General features: G+C 43.9%; 16 protein-coding genes. 7 read left to right on the forward strand and 9 right to left on the reverse strand.

Annotated features, from left to right (window positions below; all coding sequences use genetic code 11):
• Positions 1-245: 245 nt before the first annotated feature.
• The gene (locus tag ACTXGJ_RS01585) at positions 246-1,523 is read right to left on the reverse strand and encodes a saccharopine dehydrogenase family protein (RefSeq protein ID WP_439240462.1); all 1,278 of its coding nucleotides are present in this window, start codon (positions 1,521-1,523) and stop codon (positions 246-248) included.
• 646 nt (positions 1,524-2,169) lie between these two features.
• Between ACTXGJ_RS01585 and ACTXGJ_RS01590 the strand changes: the two genes are divergently transcribed.
• Complete coding sequence (locus tag ACTXGJ_RS01590) at positions 2,170-2,325, forward strand: DUF1328 domain-containing protein (RefSeq protein WP_025646712.1); 156 nt, start codon at positions 2,170-2,172, stop codon at positions 2,323-2,325.
• 98 nt (positions 2,326-2,423) lie between these two features.
• On the opposite strand, the gene ACTXGJ_RS01595 is transcribed toward ACTXGJ_RS01590, so the two are convergent.
• Positions 2,424-2,717, reverse strand: a complete 294-nt coding sequence (locus tag ACTXGJ_RS01595) for a 4a-hydroxytetrahydrobiopterin dehydratase (protein ID WP_439240460.1) — start codon at positions 2,715-2,717, stop codon at positions 2,424-2,426.
• A 108-nt stretch (positions 2,718-2,825) separates the two neighbouring features.
• On the reverse strand, positions 2,826-3,119 hold the full coding sequence (locus tag ACTXGJ_RS01600; protein WP_439240458.1) for a GNAT family N-acetyltransferase: 294 nt from the start codon (positions 3,117-3,119) through the stop codon (positions 2,826-2,828).
• 358 nt (positions 3,120-3,477) lie between these two features.
• Here ACTXGJ_RS01600 and ettA point away from each other — a divergent pair, with 358 nt between their 5' ends.
• Positions 3,478-5,139, forward strand: coding sequence for an energy-dependent translational throttle protein EttA (gene ettA, locus ACTXGJ_RS01605; RefSeq protein WP_443564880.1), 1,662 nt, complete (start codon positions 3,478-3,480; stop codon positions 5,137-5,139).
• A gap of 87 nt (positions 5,140-5,226) precedes the next feature.
• On the opposite strand, the gene plsB is transcribed toward ettA, so the two are convergent.
• Positions 5,227-8,061: a glycerol-3-phosphate 1-O-acyltransferase PlsB gene (plsB, locus tag ACTXGJ_RS01610; RefSeq protein WP_443564881.1), complete on the reverse strand. Its 2,835-nt coding sequence runs from the start codon at positions 8,059-8,061 to the stop codon at positions 5,227-5,229.
• Between the two features lie 232 nt (positions 8,062-8,293).
• Here plsB and ybaK point away from each other — a divergent pair, with 232 nt between their 5' ends.
• Positions 8,294-8,782, forward strand: coding sequence for a Cys-tRNA(Pro) deacylase (ybaK, locus tag ACTXGJ_RS01615; RefSeq protein ID WP_443564882.1), 489 nt, complete (start codon positions 8,294-8,296; stop codon positions 8,780-8,782).
• A 47-nt stretch (positions 8,783-8,829) separates the two neighbouring features.
• Entirely contained in the window at positions 8,830-9,204 is a 375-nt protein-coding gene (locus ACTXGJ_RS01620) for a 5-carboxymethyl-2-hydroxymuconate Delta-isomerase (RefSeq protein ID WP_439240451.1), read from the forward strand.
• A gap of 17 nt (positions 9,205-9,221) precedes the next feature.
• On the opposite strand, the gene ACTXGJ_RS01625 is transcribed toward ACTXGJ_RS01620, so the two are convergent.
• Both ACTXGJ_RS01625 and ACTXGJ_RS01630 read right to left on the reverse strand, forming a co-directional pair.
• Complete coding sequence (locus ACTXGJ_RS01625; protein WP_443564884.1) at positions 9,222-9,653, reverse strand: hypothetical protein; 432 nt, start codon at positions 9,651-9,653, stop codon at positions 9,222-9,224.
• 205 nt (positions 9,654-9,858) lie between these two features.
• Entirely contained in the window at positions 9,859-11,679 is a 1,821-nt protein-coding gene (locus ACTXGJ_RS01630) for an acyl-CoA dehydrogenase C-terminal domain-containing protein (protein WP_443564885.1), read from the reverse strand.
• A 387-nt stretch (positions 11,680-12,066) separates the two neighbouring features.
• On the opposite strand from ACTXGJ_RS01630, the gene ACTXGJ_RS01635 reads away from it, so the two are divergent.
• Positions 12,067-13,197 carry an FUSC family protein gene (locus ACTXGJ_RS01635; protein ID WP_443564886.1) on the forward strand — a complete coding sequence of 377 codons (1,131 nt, stop codon included), beginning with the start codon at positions 12,067-12,069 and terminating at the stop codon, positions 13,195-13,197.
• A 24-nt stretch (positions 13,198-13,221) separates the two neighbouring features.
• On the opposite strand, the gene aroE is transcribed toward ACTXGJ_RS01635, so the two are convergent.
• Positions 13,222-14,052 carry a shikimate dehydrogenase gene (gene aroE / locus ACTXGJ_RS01640; protein WP_443564887.1) on the reverse strand — a complete coding sequence of 277 codons (831 nt, stop codon included), beginning with the start codon at positions 14,050-14,052 and terminating at the stop codon, positions 13,222-13,224.
• Positions 14,053-14,354: 302 nt separating this feature from the next.
• Between aroE and ACTXGJ_RS01645 the strand changes: the two genes are divergently transcribed.
• Both ACTXGJ_RS01645 and ACTXGJ_RS01650 read left to right on the forward strand, forming a co-directional pair.
• Positions 14,355-15,035 (forward strand): hypothetical protein, encoded by a 681-nt coding sequence (locus ACTXGJ_RS01645; RefSeq protein ID WP_439298838.1) that lies wholly within the window; start codon positions 14,355-14,357, stop codon positions 15,033-15,035.
• A gap of 3 nt (positions 15,036-15,038) precedes the next feature.
• Complete coding sequence (locus tag ACTXGJ_RS01650) at positions 15,039-16,124, forward strand: aminotransferase class IV (RefSeq protein WP_443564888.1); 1,086 nt, start codon at positions 15,039-15,041, stop codon at positions 16,122-16,124.
• On the opposite strand, the gene ACTXGJ_RS01655 is transcribed toward ACTXGJ_RS01650, so the two are convergent.
• Positions 16,121-16,723, reverse strand: coding sequence for a DNA-methyltransferase (locus ACTXGJ_RS01655; RefSeq protein ID WP_443564889.1), 603 nt, complete (start codon positions 16,721-16,723; stop codon positions 16,121-16,123). The genes ACTXGJ_RS01650 and ACTXGJ_RS01655 overlap by 4 nt on opposite strands.
• A 238-nt stretch (positions 16,724-16,961) precedes the next feature.
• The gene (locus tag ACTXGJ_RS01660; RefSeq protein WP_443564890.1) at positions 16,962-17,210 is read right to left on the reverse strand and encodes a hypothetical protein; all 249 of its coding nucleotides are present in this window, start codon (positions 17,208-17,210) and stop codon (positions 16,962-16,964) included.
• Positions 17,211-17,237: the final 27 nt, after the last annotated feature.

Consider the following 17,237-nt stretch of genomic DNA (forward strand, 5'->3'; position numbering starts at 1 on the left):
CAAGGGTGGATGGAGAATAATTTACCTAAACTGTTTCATGATATGGGCTGTATCGATTTTATAAAGACTTAACTATAGCTGTAATAGAAGAGAAGTGGTAAGAGATGGCTTAATTGCGTTTATTTATTAGTACTGCCTCAAATACAAAAAAGACCGCACCCTATTTATGAATAGAATGCGGTCGCCAGTCATATATCAGACTATTATTAGTTGTCTGCTCAGTATAATTTATTGATAGGTTATTTCTATTCTACGACTTCAAAGCTAAGACCAGAATGCTCTTCAAGACGAGCTATGAGCTGATCACCCATGGCTGATGCGGGTGTCCAAAACCCACCTTTAACGTCTTTATGCGAGATGTCTTGTGCCAAACACAAAGCGGATTGTGCAAGCATTCTTGAAGTACTACCATAACCTGGATCTCTATCGCCAGTAACTTTGGTACTGATAGAGTCATTTTTTGCGGTATGACCAAAGAAGCGAATATCGAAATAACCATTCTCTTGCTCTGATTTAGAAGGACCTGAGCCTGATTTTGGCAGTACATGTTTAGCAAGTAATTCGCGGCTAGGCTTGAACATCATCGTAGTGGCAAACCCGAGTAATCCTGCACTCAAAGCGTAGCTGGTGAGTTGACCTTTGACGCCATCTTTCATCCACATCGCTTCGTCATATTTGAACTCACGGCCATACTCATAATCTGTGAGCTGATTGGTACGATGGACGATACGCGTGTTGATACTAGCCATCACGAACGGAGCCAGCCAACGGCCGTGCTCACTGTCATATTCAGGCTTACTGACGTTTTTTTGACGCACGTCTGGTGCATCCGTGTCATCGTTGAGCAAATAAGGATTAGCGACTTGCTTGCGGCGCGACTTATCTTTACCAACCTCTTCAAAGATAGTCGCCATAGAAGCAACCGTACCGCCAGATAACCCGCCCTTGGCTGCTTTGACTCGCATATGAATCTCTTCACAAGCGTTATCAAATCTCTCTTCAGCCTGCTGCTGAGTAAAATATACTCCCAAATCTGAGGGAATGGAATCAAAACCACAAGAGTTAACAATACGAGCTCCGCTCTTGCTCGCGGCGTCTTGATACTTGTCCATCATATCTTTAATAAAGATAGCTTCGCCCGTCAAATCGACATAGTCTGTACCGTTACTCGTGCATGATTTGATTAACGGCTCCCCGTATTTAAGATAAGGACCGACGGTTGAGATCACCACTTTAGCTTGCTTGGTCATCGCATCGAGGCTCGCGTCATCGTTACTATTAGCGATGATAATATCAACCTTTTTGGCTGAGTCCGAATCAATAATCTCAGATTGAAGTTTTTTTAATTTTTCTTCGTCGCGTCCAGCGATGGCCCAGTCGACATCATTAGACTCTGCTAAAAATTCTGCTAAATACTTAGCAGTAATTTGCCCTACGAAGCTTGTGGCACCATAGAGGACCACAGCGTAGGGACGTTCGTCTTGTTTTGCGTCAGTCGCTTGTTTTTCTATAGAGTTAGCCATGTTCAATTTCCTTATATATTAGATGATAAATCTAGTCTTACTCATTAAAATAACGATACTAAGAATGATGCTAAATAATAATGAAGCTAAGTTAGTAAAACTCTTAGTAAAAATAGAGTAGTGTCAGTTTTAACTGTAATAGATGATACTACATGTGATAGCTACACATTGTATTTTAAAGGTCTAAAGCTTTTGCCAAACGTTAAACGAGTCACCTACGCAGTCATTCAATAGTATTGTACTTAGTTCTCTATTTTGCCTGTACTTGCAAGCTTTGTAGCCATATATACAAGTAAGCATAATGCCAAGAAACCTCGTCAAAATGCTACAAAACTAAAGCTCTGGCTACACAGAATACACAATACAGCGCGTTATTTACCAAAATCAACGTAGCTAGGGTTTAAAGTAACTATAGATTATTGCTAATCTATTCTCGTAAGCCAAATCTCGTAAAGAAGAGTAAGGCTACTAATAATAATTTTTATTTTTATGATGTAATAAATACTTTATAAATTAAAAGCTTTAATCATTTTGGGTCTTTAGTACTACGCTTTAAGCACTACTAAAAGCAAGCTACTGTTCACATAAGTGACTAGACAGCAATCAAGTTTATTAAAGCTTTAATTTTAATTCGAGGAGAAGGGATATGTTTCGCTGGGCTATTATTTTCGCTGTTATTGCACTTATCGCTAGTTTATTAGGTTTCGGCGGTGTTGCAGGGTTATCGTCGAACTTGGCATACATTTTCTTAGTGGTCGCCGTCATTTTATTTATCGTGGCCTTTGTTGGTCGCAAAATGTAGTTACTAAGATAAGTATTAAACAAGCAATGATTAAAAAGAAAAACGTCCTTTAAAAGGACGTTTTTTGATGCTTGTTATTTACGTTTAATAAACAAGTTCTAAAGTCTTTTGGGCTGCACAATATGCTGCATACGTTTTGCTAAGCGGATATCTAAACTACTAATACCACCTGTATCATCGGTAGTCAGGCGTACTCTAACAATATTATAAACATTCTGCCATTCAGGATAGTGCTCCAGCGCTTCAGCATAAAAAGCCGCTTGAGTCATAAAGCTAATCGCTTCTACAAAATCATTAAACTCGAACGATTTTACAATGCTATTCCCATCGCGCCGCCATCCTGGTAAATCTTGTAGCTGCAGGTCGACTTGTTTTTCAGATAAACTACTCATAGCAATATCCTTTATTATTATAGTGGTCACTATAGTACTCTATACTATAGTGCCTATGGTGATAGTAATCATTGGCAATATTCGTCAACACAACCTATGCAAGACCGATTATACTAAATCCTGGTATTCAGGATGTCTGTTGATATAAGCGTCTACAAAGGAGCACTGGGGCACGACTTTTTTATTATGCTCACGCGCATAGTCTAAGGCATGTTTGACTAATGCTGAGCCGACGCCGCGTCCGCCTAAAGCTTGTGGTACGATAGTGTGATCGTAGACTAAGGCATTGCCTCGATCTTGGTAGCTGATATAACCCGTTTGACCATCAATAGTGGTCTCAAAACGATTGGCTTGTTCGTCATGACTGATCTGTAGGTTGTTTTTTGTTTGTTGATTACTCATAAACATTCCTCAGTTATTTGTTGTTGTCGCCCTACTTGTCTATAGCGCCCTAGTTGTAATGTTTATTATAAAGCCATTAGCAACCTTCATACTAGCAACTTTACTGTAGTTATAGTAAGAATGGTTACAGCAAATGTTAAAACAACTATCGTACTTATGTTGAGCGGTATTCTATAGGCCGACTAAGGTACAAAACACACTACAAAGCACGCTGTCAGCTTGCAGGGTGTGCGCTTCAATGCGATAATGAGTGATAACTAATATTCTTTATTCCGAGGCCTCATAAACGCTGTTTTTATTCAGTTTTTTGATAAAAATGTTTTTGTTCGCCTCTTTTATATAGTCCATCGGAGTGTTAATGGCTCAATATATTTACACGATGAACAACGTGTCAAAACTTGTTCCGCCTAAGCGCGAAATTCTAAAAAATATCAATCTGTCTTTTTTCCCGGGTGCCAAAATTGGTGTTTTAGGTATTAATGGTGCCGGTAAGTCAACTTTGCTGCGTATTATGGCGGGCGTGGATACTGAGTTCAGCGGTGAAGCACGCGCGCAGACAGGTACTAAGATTGGTTATTTACCGCAGGAGCCACAACTGGACGATAGCAAAGATGTCCGTGGCAACGTCGAAGATGGGATGCGTGAAGCGTTAGATGCGCTAGCGCGCTTAGATCAAATCTATGCCGAATATGCTGAGCCGGATGCCGATTTTGATAAGCTTGCTGAAGAGCAAGGCAAGATGGAAAATATTATCCAGACTTGGGACGCGCACAACCTAGAGCCGCAACTAGAAAAAGCCGCTGATGCGCTACGTCTACCACCTTGGGATGCCGATGTCAGCAAATTATCGGGCGGCGAAAAACGCCGTGTAGCCTTGTGTCGTCTATTGTTATCACGTCCTGATATGCTACTGCTTGATGAGCCTACTAACCATTTAGACGCCGAATCAGTCGCTTGGCTTGAGCAGTTTCTGCAGAACTATAGCGGTACTATCGTCGCCATTACCCATGACCGTTATTTCTTGGATAATGTGGCGCAGTGGATCTTGGAGCTGGACCGTGGCCATGGCTATCCGTATGAAGGTAACTATACTGAATGGCTTGAGCAAAAAAATATCCGCTTAGAGCAACAAAACAAGCAAGAAGAATCATTTGCTAAAGCGCTGAAAAAAGAGCTTGAGTGGATTCGTAAAAATCAAAAAGGCCAACAGGCTAAGTCTAAGTCGCGGGTGCAGCGTTTTGAAGAACTGAACTCACAAGAGTTCCAAAAACGTAATGAGACCTCAGAGATTTATATTCCGCCCGGTCCGCGTCTAGGCAATAAAGTCATCGAAGTAAATAATATCTCCAAATCTTTTGGCGATCGTCTCCTTTATAAAGACCTTAGCTTCAATGTGCCAGCGGGGGCTATCGTCGGTATTATCGGTCCGAACGGGGCGGGTAAAACCACGCTATTTAATATGATTACTGAGCGTGACACCCCTGATACTGGCTCTGTAGATCTTGGCGAAAGCGTTAAAGTCGCTTATGTCGGTCAGGTACGTGATAACCTCGATGATAAGAAAACGGTCTGGGAAGAGATATCTGATGGTTTAGATATTATCACCGTTGGCGACTACACCACGCCAAGCCGCGCCTACATCGGCCGCTTTAACTTTAAAGGTTCAGACCAACAAAAACACGTCGGTCAACTCTCAGGTGGTGAGCGTAACCGCTTACAGCTGGCGAAGACCTTGAAGCAAGGCGCGAACGTATTATTACTCGATGAGCCCTCTAACGACTTGGATATCGAGACGTTGCGTGCGCTAGAAGACGCTATTCAAGTGTTCCCAGGTACAGTGATGGTGGTCTCGCATGATCGCTGGTTCTTGGACCGTATCGCTACCCATATTTTAGCCTTTGAAGAAGAAGGTCCGATTTGGTTCGACGGTAACTACACTGAGTTTGAGGCTTATCGCAAAAAGACCATGGGCGATGATGCTGGTCCCAAGCGTATGAAGTACAAAAAAATCACGAGTTAAGCTAAAAAGTCGCTTTATGTTAGTATACAAAAAGACCGCTAATTGATTAGCGGTCTTTTTTTTGAAGCGTTATAGATAGTAAGGTAATTAACGCTTACGGCCAAACTTACGCTGTTTTTTATTACTGATCTCTGTAATAGCGTGAGTAATCTCTTTTTCATCGAGACTGGCCACTTGCTGCAAGATTTGCATCATATCCGGGGTCAAAATGTACTTGGCATGATGAGCAATATTATTGATACGCTGATCGAAGCTTAGTACGCCAGTCTCTTCGTCTTTTTGTACATAGTCGAGACGGATGAGGGCATTGACGAAGCTTGTAAATAGCGAGCGATCAAAGAAATCAGGAATATCGTCGGCATAGAGCACAGATAGTCGCTGACCCAATAGATGGCACAGATCGACTACCTCGCTTTCCGTTAGATTTCCTGAGCCTTGCTGCGCTAATAGCGCAAGCGTCATAAAGTAACGCTCAAGGCTTTGTTCCACGGGAGTCGCAAGCACTTGCAGTTGCTGATAGCGGCTACTGTTAGTTTCAGGGGCACTGAGCACACCATCTTCTAACTCAACGATTAGCCCATGTTCAATCAAGTTATCTATCTTTTGATTGAGGACCGCTTGCAGGCTCTGCGCTGAATAATATAAAAACAGCTCACCTTGCAGAAACGGATACAGCTGCGAGACGATATTATCTAAGCGGCTACGCTCAATACGGCCATTACGAGCGACGAGCGCAGCTAAGAAGGATAACAAGATAAAAACATGCAGGATGTTATTGCGGAAGTAACTGAGTAGCGCCGCTTGTTTACCCGCGACTTGAATGATATCTCCTAAAATATGCGGTATGCGCTCAATGAGCTTGAGCTTGATACCATAATCGATGATGTCTTGCGGATTCATATCAGTCACGACCGTATCATCAGCATAAGGCAGATAACGAGCGATACCTTGATACAGGGCGATTTGTTCGCGGCAGATGACTTCATCAAGCGCGGCTTTTGGCGCTGATAAAAGCACTAATGATAATAAGGAAATGGGATTAACGACCGCTGCTTTATTGATATGCTGCATGATCTTGACGCCGATATTATCGACCATAGCATTGGTTTTTTTATCAAGAGGCGTATCTGTCCGGTCTTTCGGTAAGCTATCTGCTGCAACTTCAAACTTCTGCATAAAATCGCTCAAATGTAGCGGCGTACCGAAGCTCAAATGCACATTGCCAAAGATCCGTTCGATCTTCTTGGTGGCTTTTAATAAGCCAACAACCGACTCTGACTCTTTCGGCTTTCCTTTGAGCTCACCGATATAAGTGCCGCCTTCCATAATGCGCTCGTAACCAATATAAGTGGGGATAAACACGACTGGCTTGTTGGTTTTGCGCAGTTGACTATGCACTGTCATTGCAAGCATTCCCATCTTTGGCGGCAGCAGACGACCTGAGCGCGAACGCCCGCCTTCAATGAAGTACTCAATAGGGGTACTACGACTGATTAAGGTATGCATGTACTCGCGTAGTACCGCTGTGTACAAAGCATTACCACGGAAGCTACGACGGATATAGAAAGCTACCGCGCCGCGTAATAAAGGTCCCAATACCGGTACATCTAAGTTATCACCCGCCGCCACATAAGGAATACTCAAACCGCGCTTATAGATAACATAAGACAATAATAAATAATCAACGTGACTGCGATGACAGGGCACATAGATGATTTCGTGATCGGTGGCCAGCTCTCGTACGCGCTCGAAATGATGCACTTCCACACCGTCATAAAGCTGTGTCCATAGCCAAGTCAAAAAGCGCTCAAACACTCTAATAATCGAGTAAGAGTAGTTATTGACCATCTCATTAGCATAACCGCGAGCGACGTCACGCGCCTCGTGCTCAGAGACTCCTGTGTCACTGGCTTCTTTTTCGATAGCATGCTTGATAGCGGGCGAGTAAATCAGCTTATCGACCAAATTACGTCTATCAGAGAGATCAGGCCCGAGCATGCTAGCGCGCTGCTTATCTAAATAGAGATCGAGCTGATATTGCAGGTTACGCAGTAGTTCCCGGTTAGCATCGGCTATAGGAACCAAAGCCGTATTGGCGTTTGTCGTTGAAGAACTAGTCACTAAACTGCCAATCTCTGAACTGCTAAGCAAGATAGGGTCGCTTGGCGCTTGCTGTTGGTGACTAGGCTTAGAGTCATCCGCTCCCTCTAAGTCATCGTTTAAATGGTTATAAACGATAGTACGTAAGTTCTGCGGAGTATGAAACTGTACAAAGGTGTCGCGGCCCATGACCCCAATATTAAACAGCTGCTTGGTGATACTAGGATCTTCCCAGTTATCGGTCATTAATAGCTTAAATAAAGAATCTTCCTTTTCAGGCGCACGTCCCCACAGAATCGATACCGGTACTAATCTGATGTTGAGGTCAGGGTGCTGCAACGTGGCGGCAACCAAACGCGCTAGACGCGGTGAGAGCTGATCGTCGGTCGCTTTTGGATGGTTCAAAAAGATAATAGCAGCGTTTTCATCGAGGTCATGAGCTAAATCTTTTACCCCGACTAGAGCCGGTGGCAGCTGATGCTCTTGGGTCTGCAAATCGATAAGAATACTGTTGGAACGAGAGTAATCTTGTAGCACATAAAAAGTCAGGGTCTGCTCATCATTGGCAAGTTTGGGGAGCTCGCCTAGCAGTTTAGGTTTGACCGTTATGCCCAGCGCTTTTCCTGATAGTTTGCGGTAGATCTGGCTAATGGGTGTTTTGCTATAAGAGGTGTTCGCCAGTTTATCGTTGTCATCATAGACATCGATATTTTTATTGGCCTCTTGAGTATTTTGGTGATGCGCTTCAGAAGCTGCTGAGTTATCGGAAGTCTTAGCGCTCGACGATCTAGAAAAGCGTTTTTTTAGGAAACGGGGTATCATAATTAAAATCATATCTGCAAAATGTAATACGCTTATGATGCCACAAAAGTACATAAAGCGATATATGACCTCAGTATCTATCTTAGTATTAAATCATTACTTAGAGCTAATATTATTAGCTTGTCTTGCATCTAAGCGCCTATGTCAGGCTATGTTAATCAGTACAAAAATTGGTTAAGATAAATAGCTTTTCAGTGCTTTATTCTTTACCTAATCTTTGGAGCAGCTGCTTATGACTCCCGCTATTAACCTTGCCAAAAAACTCAAACTCACTTACAAAATATATGAATATACGCATGACGCTAGTGCAAGCTCTTATGGCCTAGAAGCCGCTGAGAAGTTGGGCGTTACGGCTGAGCGAGTATTTAAAACCTTAGTAGTAAAGGCTGATAATGGCCAATTAGCGGTCGCGATACTGCCCGTGGAAAACACTTTAAATTTTAAAAAAATGGCTAAAGCGCTATGTATTAATAAAACCTTATCTTGCAAAAAGGTACAGATGGCTGAGCCGCAAGAAGTGCAGCGTAGCAGCGGTTATGTGCTCGGCGGGGTCAGTCCTTTAGGACAAAAAAAGCGCCTAGCGACGGTGATCGATAGCAGCGCGCAGCAACACTCAACTATTTATGTTAGCGCTGGACGTCGCGGGCTAGAGATTGAGCTACCGGCTAGCGAGCTTGCGGCAACCCTAAAGGCTCAGTTTGCTGATATTATTGATGAGTGACTGTACTCACCTTCTATAAATGTAAAAATCTCATAAGGAAAAATTCTATGCCGCATCTCACTATTCAAGCCACGCCTAATGTCAGTATCGACCGCCCTGAGACGCTGCTAAAAGTACTAAACCAAGCGCTGTGGCACAGCGGACATTTCGGCAAGCCCACTGATATTAAGGCGCGCATCTTACCTATAGATACTTTTTTAGTCGGGGTCGAAGATGATGAGCAAGAGTATGGCTTTATTTATGCGCATCTTAAGCTGATGAGCGGACGCGATACCATAGTACGTAATCAGCTCGCTGAGCTATTAGTGACGGCTATAAATAGTGAAGTCGCAAGTGACCAATCAGGACGCGCGGCGCTGCAGATATGCGTAGAAGTGGAAGAGATCAGCGCTGTATATCATAAACAAATCATGAGCGACTAGTCTAGACAAAGCATCAGCTACTCACATAGAGACGCACTAGCGTATTTTGGAAGTACGATAATGTCAGCGTTATAACCTGCTGTCTGTCCTTGAGTCGCCATCAGATTACGCGCTATGCGTAAGCGATAAGTGCCGTTCGTCGGCAAGCAACCTTGGTAAATAATACCGCCTTTATTGCCGTCTTGCTCACCGTTTGGCATATGCAGCACGCCAACGTTAGCGGTCTCAGCACTACCGGCAAGTGCTGAGAGGTTGATAATGGCATATTGAGAGCTCCTAGCCTCAAACTGATACCAATGCTCATTCTGCTTAGGGCTTAATTCACCACTAACAGTAGCGCTGATTTTGCCTTGGGCAAAGGTGATAGGAGTAGCAGGAGTATGAGTATGAGTATGAGCAACCGCGTTATAGCTAGTAGCAATGAGTAATAAAGTGCTGACACTAGTCATAGGTGAGTGCTTGGCTAATGTGGAAAGGATAGTTTTTTGCATTATCATCGGTAGCTCCGGTTTGATTCTTAGGGCATTTAGCTTTAGCTCATAATTAGTAATTAATAATACTCTTATTTTTGCCCATAAAAAAAGCGCCTAATGAATAGACGCTTTTTATTGATTTCATTTTATTAATTGGTTTTTAACTATAATACTCTAAATTTTAGTCTAAAAACGCAAAGTTTTCGATATCCATCGCGGTCATGCTCTCGCTTGGCGCGACCATACCTTCGGCGTGGCCTGAGGTGCGAGGCAGAAGCTTATCGAAATAGAATTCAGCCGTTTGGATCTTCGCTTGATAGAATTCTGGGGCTTCTACACCGCCATTTTCTAGCTTGTCATAAGCGACAGCTGCCATACGTGCCCAGTGGTAGCCCATCATTACATAGCCTGAGTACATCAAGAAATCTTCTGAAGCCGCTGAGATGATTTCACGATCTTTACGCGCCATCAGCATCAAGCGTACAGTTAGGGTGTTCCACTCAGCACATAGTTTAGTCAAAGCCCAAACGAATTTACGCATGTCTTTATCAAGGGCATGCTCGCTGCACCATTTCATAATGCTTGAGGTATAGTCGCGGATGATCTTACCTTTCGACTGTAAGATAACTTTACGGCCTAATAAATCTAGAGCCTGGACGCCGGTGGTGCCTTCGTACATAGTGGCGATACGCGCGTCACGAGCGATAAGCTCCATGCCCCATTCTTTGATATATCCGTGGCCGCCGTAAACCTGCTGACCGTGCTTCGCCGCTTCGATACCCAGCTCAGTTAAGAAGCCTTTGAGGATAGGCGTGTAAAAGCCTAATTTATCATCCCACTTTTCAAACTCGGCATCATCACCATTAGCAACGCCTTGCGACATCTTGTCGGCATAGCGAGCTGAGTGATAGATCATCGAGCGACCTCCTTCAGCAAAAGCTTTTTGGGTAAGTAGCATACGGCGTACGTCAGCGTGATGGATAATGGCATCCGCGACTTTTTCAGGATCTTTCGTCCCTGATAAGGTACGCATTGAGCGGCGCTCTTTGGCATACGGTAGCGCGTTTTGGAAAGACAGCTCAGTATGCGCTAAGCCTTCGATACCAGTACCGATACGAGCGGTATTCATAAAGGTGAACATGGCTTTTAGGCCTTTGTTCGGCTCACCGATGAGATAGCCAGTTGCGCCGTCGAAATTTAGGACACAAGTCGCTGATGAGCTAATTCCCATTTTGTGCTCGATAGAGCCACAAGTGACACCATTGCGCTCGCCAGCTTCGCCATCGCTATTGGGTAAGAATTTTGGCACGATAAATAGTGAGATACCGCGAGTGCCTTCAGGTGCATCCGGTAGGCGTGCAAGAACGATATGGACGATATTGTCCGTCAAGTCGTGCTCACCACTCGAGATGAAAATCTTAGTACCACTAATCTTATAGGTACCGTCTTCTTGCGGAATAGCTTTCGACTTAACTTGTCCTAGATCGGTACCACACTGCGGCTCAGTTAAGCACATAGTACCTGACCAAGTGCCTTCGACGAGCTTATGCATATAGGTTTGTTTCTGCTCATCCGTACCATACTGCATGATGGTGTTGATACAGCCGGTCGATAGGCCTGGGTACATAGACCACGGCCAATTGGCAGTACCGATGATTTCTGCTTTGATCAAGTTGATCGACATCGGCAGATTCATACCGCCATATTCTTCAGGATATGAAATACCTTGCCAGCCGCCTTCTACAAACTGATTGTAAGCTTCTTTAAAGCCTTTAGGCGTAGTGACGACACCATCTTCAAAATGACAACCTTCTTCGTCAGCAGGCTGATAGATAGGAGATAAGATGTTTTCGGCAAAATCAGCCATTCCTTGCAAGATCATATCGACCGTTTCAGGATCAGCATTTTCGCCATTGTCTAGGGTCTTGTAATGTGACTGAAAATCAAAAACATCATTTATCAAAAACTTAATATCACGTAAAGGGGCTTTGTAAGTTAACATAGGGGCTCTCTTTGGTAAGTTGGGACAACAGACGATAGTAGACCGTTAGATCTTTATCGGCTATTTGGCTTTAGAGTTTATAAGTCAGGCTAATATAGGAATAAGATAGTTTTTCGTATCTTGACTATAATTGACTATAAAGGGGTATTGCTATGACAATTATGATAAGCCCAGTATAAAGAGTCTGCGGCCACAAATATACCATTCATAACTAATATTCATGTTTCACAAATTTTAATATTACTTTTAGTTATTGCTGAGGCTGAGTTGAATAGATAGCAATGAAAAATAAAGGCTTAGAGCAAGCAAGTAACATATAACACAGTTCTTGCAGCATTAGAGTCATGAAATCATGCAAAAGGTATAGAGTAATTTAGGGTTTTATATATGTCAATAAAGCACAGTCGCAACGTTCACTATCGCTTTTTTCAGCGACTATTGGCGACTATCAAGCGTTTGATTAGCGGTGAGATTGAACATTTAATGACCGTCAATCAAAGCCGGCGGCCTTGGCATATGCCCATTATCGCTGCTATTGCGATTAGCTTTCCGGTATTTGTTGGCGCTTATTTTGACGCTCTATCTGCAGGGATAAAAGCTTCGCTTGGGGCGATGATTATTCTTAACTTACCCTTTATAGGAAGTCTGCCTCAGCGTATGGTGACGGTGATGGCTTGGGGCTTTGCGATGTCGTTATGTTTCGCGTTAGGGCTTATAGCTCAGCAGCTCCCTTTTATGAAGATTCCTGTATTTGCGTTAGTGGCTTTTGCTATTGTGATATTTGGGCGCTATTACAACCAGCCACCGCCGGCAGGACTGTTTGTGATGATGTCTACCGCTATTGCCTTATTTATCCCAGTGCCTTTGACACAAATTGTCGCAGCGACTGGCCTCGTGATGCTTGGTAGCGGTTTTGCTCTCATCATGGCGTTGCTGTACTCGCTGTGGTTATTAGCGACACGCGAGCATACTAACCTGCCAGCCCAAAGCTATCAGCCGGAGACAATCAGTGAAAGTATCATGGTGGCTGGATTTGTTAGTCTATCTTTGTCCCTCGCTTTAGTGCTTGCGATGCCCTATCCGTATTGGGCAGCGGTGAGCTGCTTTATTATTATTCAAGGCATTCATCTACGTACAATGTGGATTAAGCAGTTCCATCGTCTGCTAGGCACGCTTATAGGTATGGGGGTAGCGGCATGGATGCTGTCTTGGCATCTGACATTATGGCAAGTCGCTGCTGCTATTTTTGTGCTGATGCTTTGTATTGAGTCCTTAGTCGATCGCCATTATGGCCTCGCGGTGATATTTATCACGCCATTAACTGTATTTATCGCCGAATACGGCAGTGGTCTATCACCTTCGCAGCAGCTTTATCAAGAAGTCATTCGAGCACGAATGCTAGATACCGCGCTAGGGTGTCTTATTGGCCTGATGGGCGGTATGGCGATGCAATCTGCAAAGCTGCGTGTATCTCTAAGTCGCTTGGAGCGCTGGCTATTAGCGCGTTTTGGTGTCTAAGATTGTCTGTTGCTCTAAAGCGCTTTATAGCGATGGCAAGTCTTTTGTTGCTGCCGCGATATCTACAGCCTTTCCGGTCCAGCACTCAAAGCTTAGCGCTGCTTGATTGATAAGCATGCCGTAACCGTCAGACACTTGCGCGCCTCGCTGCGCAAAGTGCGCTAAAAAGGGCAGGGCGCGCCCGTACATCATATCGTAAGCATAGTGAGTGTTAAGACTATCGGCTATCGGTAGGGTATGTTCCGTCAGACCGATAGAAGTGGCATTGATAATCAAGTCAAACTCGCCAGTTAGCTCCGCCGTCGTACAAGTCTCAATAGCCTGCTTCTCAATCGTTTGGCTCGCCGCGCTAAGCTCAGTGACTAGTGTCTGCGCTTTGCTTAAAGTACGATTGGCAATCGTTAAGGACGCGATACCGGCTTGAATGAGAGGTAGTACCACCCCGCGCGCTGCACCGCCTGCCCCAATAATAGCCACGCGCGCTTTTTTCAATGGCCATCCTAAGCTTATGATGTGATTGACTAAGCCTTGACCATCGGTATTGTCACCATAAACTGCATCGCCTCTTATCAATAAGGTATTGACTGCACCTGCCACGCGGGCGTGTTCAGATAAGTTTCCTTGCTCCTGACAGTGAGTAAAAGCGATTTGTTTAAAAGGTACGGTGACATTAGCGCCGCCGCCGCCGCCATTAAAAAAAGCTTCTACTACCGCGATAAAGCTAGCCTCATTATCTGGACAATACTGGCGCTGATAGAGAATATCGATCTCGGATTGAGCGGCAAAGGTCTGATGAATCTGAGGGGACTTGCTATGGCTAATGGGGTTGCCAATAACGATGAAATTCTGAGTCATTGCTAAAATCCTGTTAGGCGAGTTTGAGAGCGCTTCTGATTTTGTTTTTGTTTATGCTGTTGGAGCTGTCTCTTAGAGCTAAGGTATCATAAGCGATAGGCAAATCTTTGACAAACTAGCATTGCAAGCGGTCATAAAACAACAATACCGTTAACAAATCTGTACTCGCTCGTATTGTTATCAGTAAGGTAAAGGCTGGTCAAGGCTAAAACAGTTGGGTAAACTATCAGCATTAAAGTTTTGTTAAAACCCTATTTATATCAATTCGGTCTGACGACTCTACATTCAATATTTTAGATAAAATGAGTAAATTGCCCATGCAGAAAAAAAGCCTTCAACCTTTGATGGTCAGTATGCTAATGATAGCGGGCGTCTCTTTGAGCGCTTGTAATGACTCAAACCAAGGCGCGGAGAGCGAAGCCGAGGTGTCGACAGCCACTGAGGAGGCCGCCACCGAAGCTGCTAGCAACTCAACGGATGCCGCCGATCTCGATGGCGCAGTTGCTAATCAAGGAACCCCCGTCAGCTACGATATGTCGAGTTGGGGCAGCACAGCGGTCGAGCCGGTCAGTATCGATGAGTTAGATAATATTCAAGCGACCTTTGGTAAAGTCGTCACTACCGACAAAAACAGCCTCGATTACGCTAGTAATCCGGCGACCAAATACCGCTTTATGCAGACCGATGCGCCATATCTAGATGTTATCGACTCACAGAAATATCTAGAGCTGGGCTGGTATTATGCCAATCCTACTGATACTGACAAAGAAAAAGAACTCAGTAAGGCGCACGCTCAAAAAGCCTATACATTAGCCCGTCAGCTGATGGGGGATGAGGGCGGCCGAGTGCTCGCTGATATGCTCAATGGTCAAATCGTCAAAAATAAAGCCGCGGGCGGTCAAACCGTTGAGCTTGCCAAATGTGAGTTCTATAGCTGTATGATTATCTTCAATAAGTCAAAGGCACAAGCGAGTGCAGGCTAGGCGGTGAGTATCGACGATAGTGACAAGGCTCACAATGCTGACAATGCTCATAACACTTGTAATCATAGCCTACAGGGCGGCTGGTACGCTATACGCCCGAAGCCAAACAGTGCTGAGCTAAGCATATCGTCGAGAGCTGAGCGGTCAGACAACTTGTTATCCGCTGGGCTGCCATTAGACAATCGCGGTCTGGCCTATGGCGATGGTTTTTTCACCACTATGGCAGTGCTTGATGGTGAGATACTGTGGGCGGACTATCATTGGCAGCGATTAAAGAGTCATGCACTTGCGCTGCAGCTCGATATCCCTAAGCCCGACTTAATAGCGAATTTAAAGGGTTATGCTCAGCAGCTCCAGCAAGGGATGATGAAGGTCATCGTCACTCGCGCGAGCCAGTCGCTGCGCGGTTATGGCTTTGCCGCGGAGGCAGACGGACATGCTTGCGAGATTTGGCTCAAGCTTATGCCTAGTGAGGCACAAAGCACCACTCATGAAGCGGCTAGCTCTCACGATACCTTACTGTTGTCAAATGGCGCTCCTGTTATTCAGCAAGCGCCGAGTCGCGCCATTTGTCTTACCTCGCAAATCTCTGTGCTGCCGCCTACTTTGGCCGGACTAAAATCTCTAAACCGTCTTGATAATGTGCTAGCCAGTGGCGAGCTCTATCGGCTTAAAGCTAAAGCTACAAACTTGTCAGCTAAGATGGCTGTCATTAATGAAGGGCTAGTGCGCGATATGAGCGGGCAGTGGGTCGAGGGTGTGATGAGCAATGTCTTCTATCAGCTAGTCGCATCTAACGCTAAAAACGGTAATCATCTAGATCATATTGAAAATAGCGACAAAAACTATCTAACGCACGGTCAATGGTACACACCATCTATGACGCAGTCGGGTGTCAAAGGGGTCATGCGTCAAGTTATCATCGATAGCTTAGCTGGCACCGACAATCCGGTGATTATTAGATCATTAACCGATGAGGATTTGCCTAAACTCAGCCAAATGTTCTTTTGTAATGCAGTACGCGGGGTCATGCCCGTATCGAAGCTTACTTTGCTGTCGGGCGAGGTGGTTGAGTTGTCTTTATTTTAACTTGCTTCATCTACTTTTTCTTTATTGAGCAAACGATAAAAGTGCTGTCTAAAAAACTCTTTTCTACCTTCATTTTGTAAATCCTCATATCGTTTTTGACCGAGTTGTAAATACTCATTTTCTCTATCTATCCCAATAAAATTTCTACCTAGCACGTTACTAGCAATACCTGTGGTAGAAGAGCCAGCAAAAGGATCAAGAATAATATCGTCTTTTTTAGTAGAGGCTAAGATGATTTGTGCCAACAGTGCTAAAGGTTTTTGAGTGGGATGTTTTCCGCAAGACTTTTCCCATTTTGCAACAGCAGGCAAGCGCCATACATCTTTCATTTGTTTATCATCATTTAGTTTCTTCATTAATTCATAATCGAAATAATGAGGAATTTTTGGGTATTTGCGTGCCCAAATTACAAACTCAGTAGAATGCGTGAAAAATCGACAAGAAAAGTTGGGAGGTGGGTTGGTTTTTTCCCATGTTATGACATTTAGGATTTTAAAACCAAGCTCAGGTAGTAATTGTCCTAAGGTAAATATATTGTGGTGTGTGCCACTAATCCAAATAGTAGCATTATCAGCCATTCTTTCGCGTACAGCGGTCAACCATTCATAGGTAAATGAATAAGCATCTTCATCACTAGTTAACTTATCCCACTTTCCTTTGTTAACAGATTGAATTCTACCATTTTTTACAGTAAGACCACGTTAGATAAGAAGTAAGGTGGGTCAGCAAAGACCATATCTATCTCTTTTTCTATTTGAGGAATTAGTCTTAAGCAGTCCCCTTTTAAGAGACTGAAATCCTTCTGCTCGCTTTGAAAAAATGTGTGACCTTCCATAGTTATTCCAGCATATCTGCTAAAAAGTAGAGGAGTTTTGGTAAGTTAAATTCACCTTGTGTAAACCCATACTGCCCGCAATCGTCTGGAATAACAACCGTTTGACCAATAAACCTTTTATCTTCGCTTATAATCCGAAGCAAACTTACTAACTCATCTCTCACTACTAATGGGCTTAGTATATCCGGAGATTCATTAGATGCTAATGAGTCAGTATTAATATTGATCGTAAAGTTCTCGATGGTTATCATGGCATAGTCCTTATTCAAAATTCAGAT

Origin of the sequence: Psychrobacter sp. 1Y11 (assembly GCF_052259045.1) — a bacterium.
Lineage (GTDB): Bacteria > Pseudomonadota > Gammaproteobacteria > Pseudomonadales > Moraxellaceae > Psychrobacter.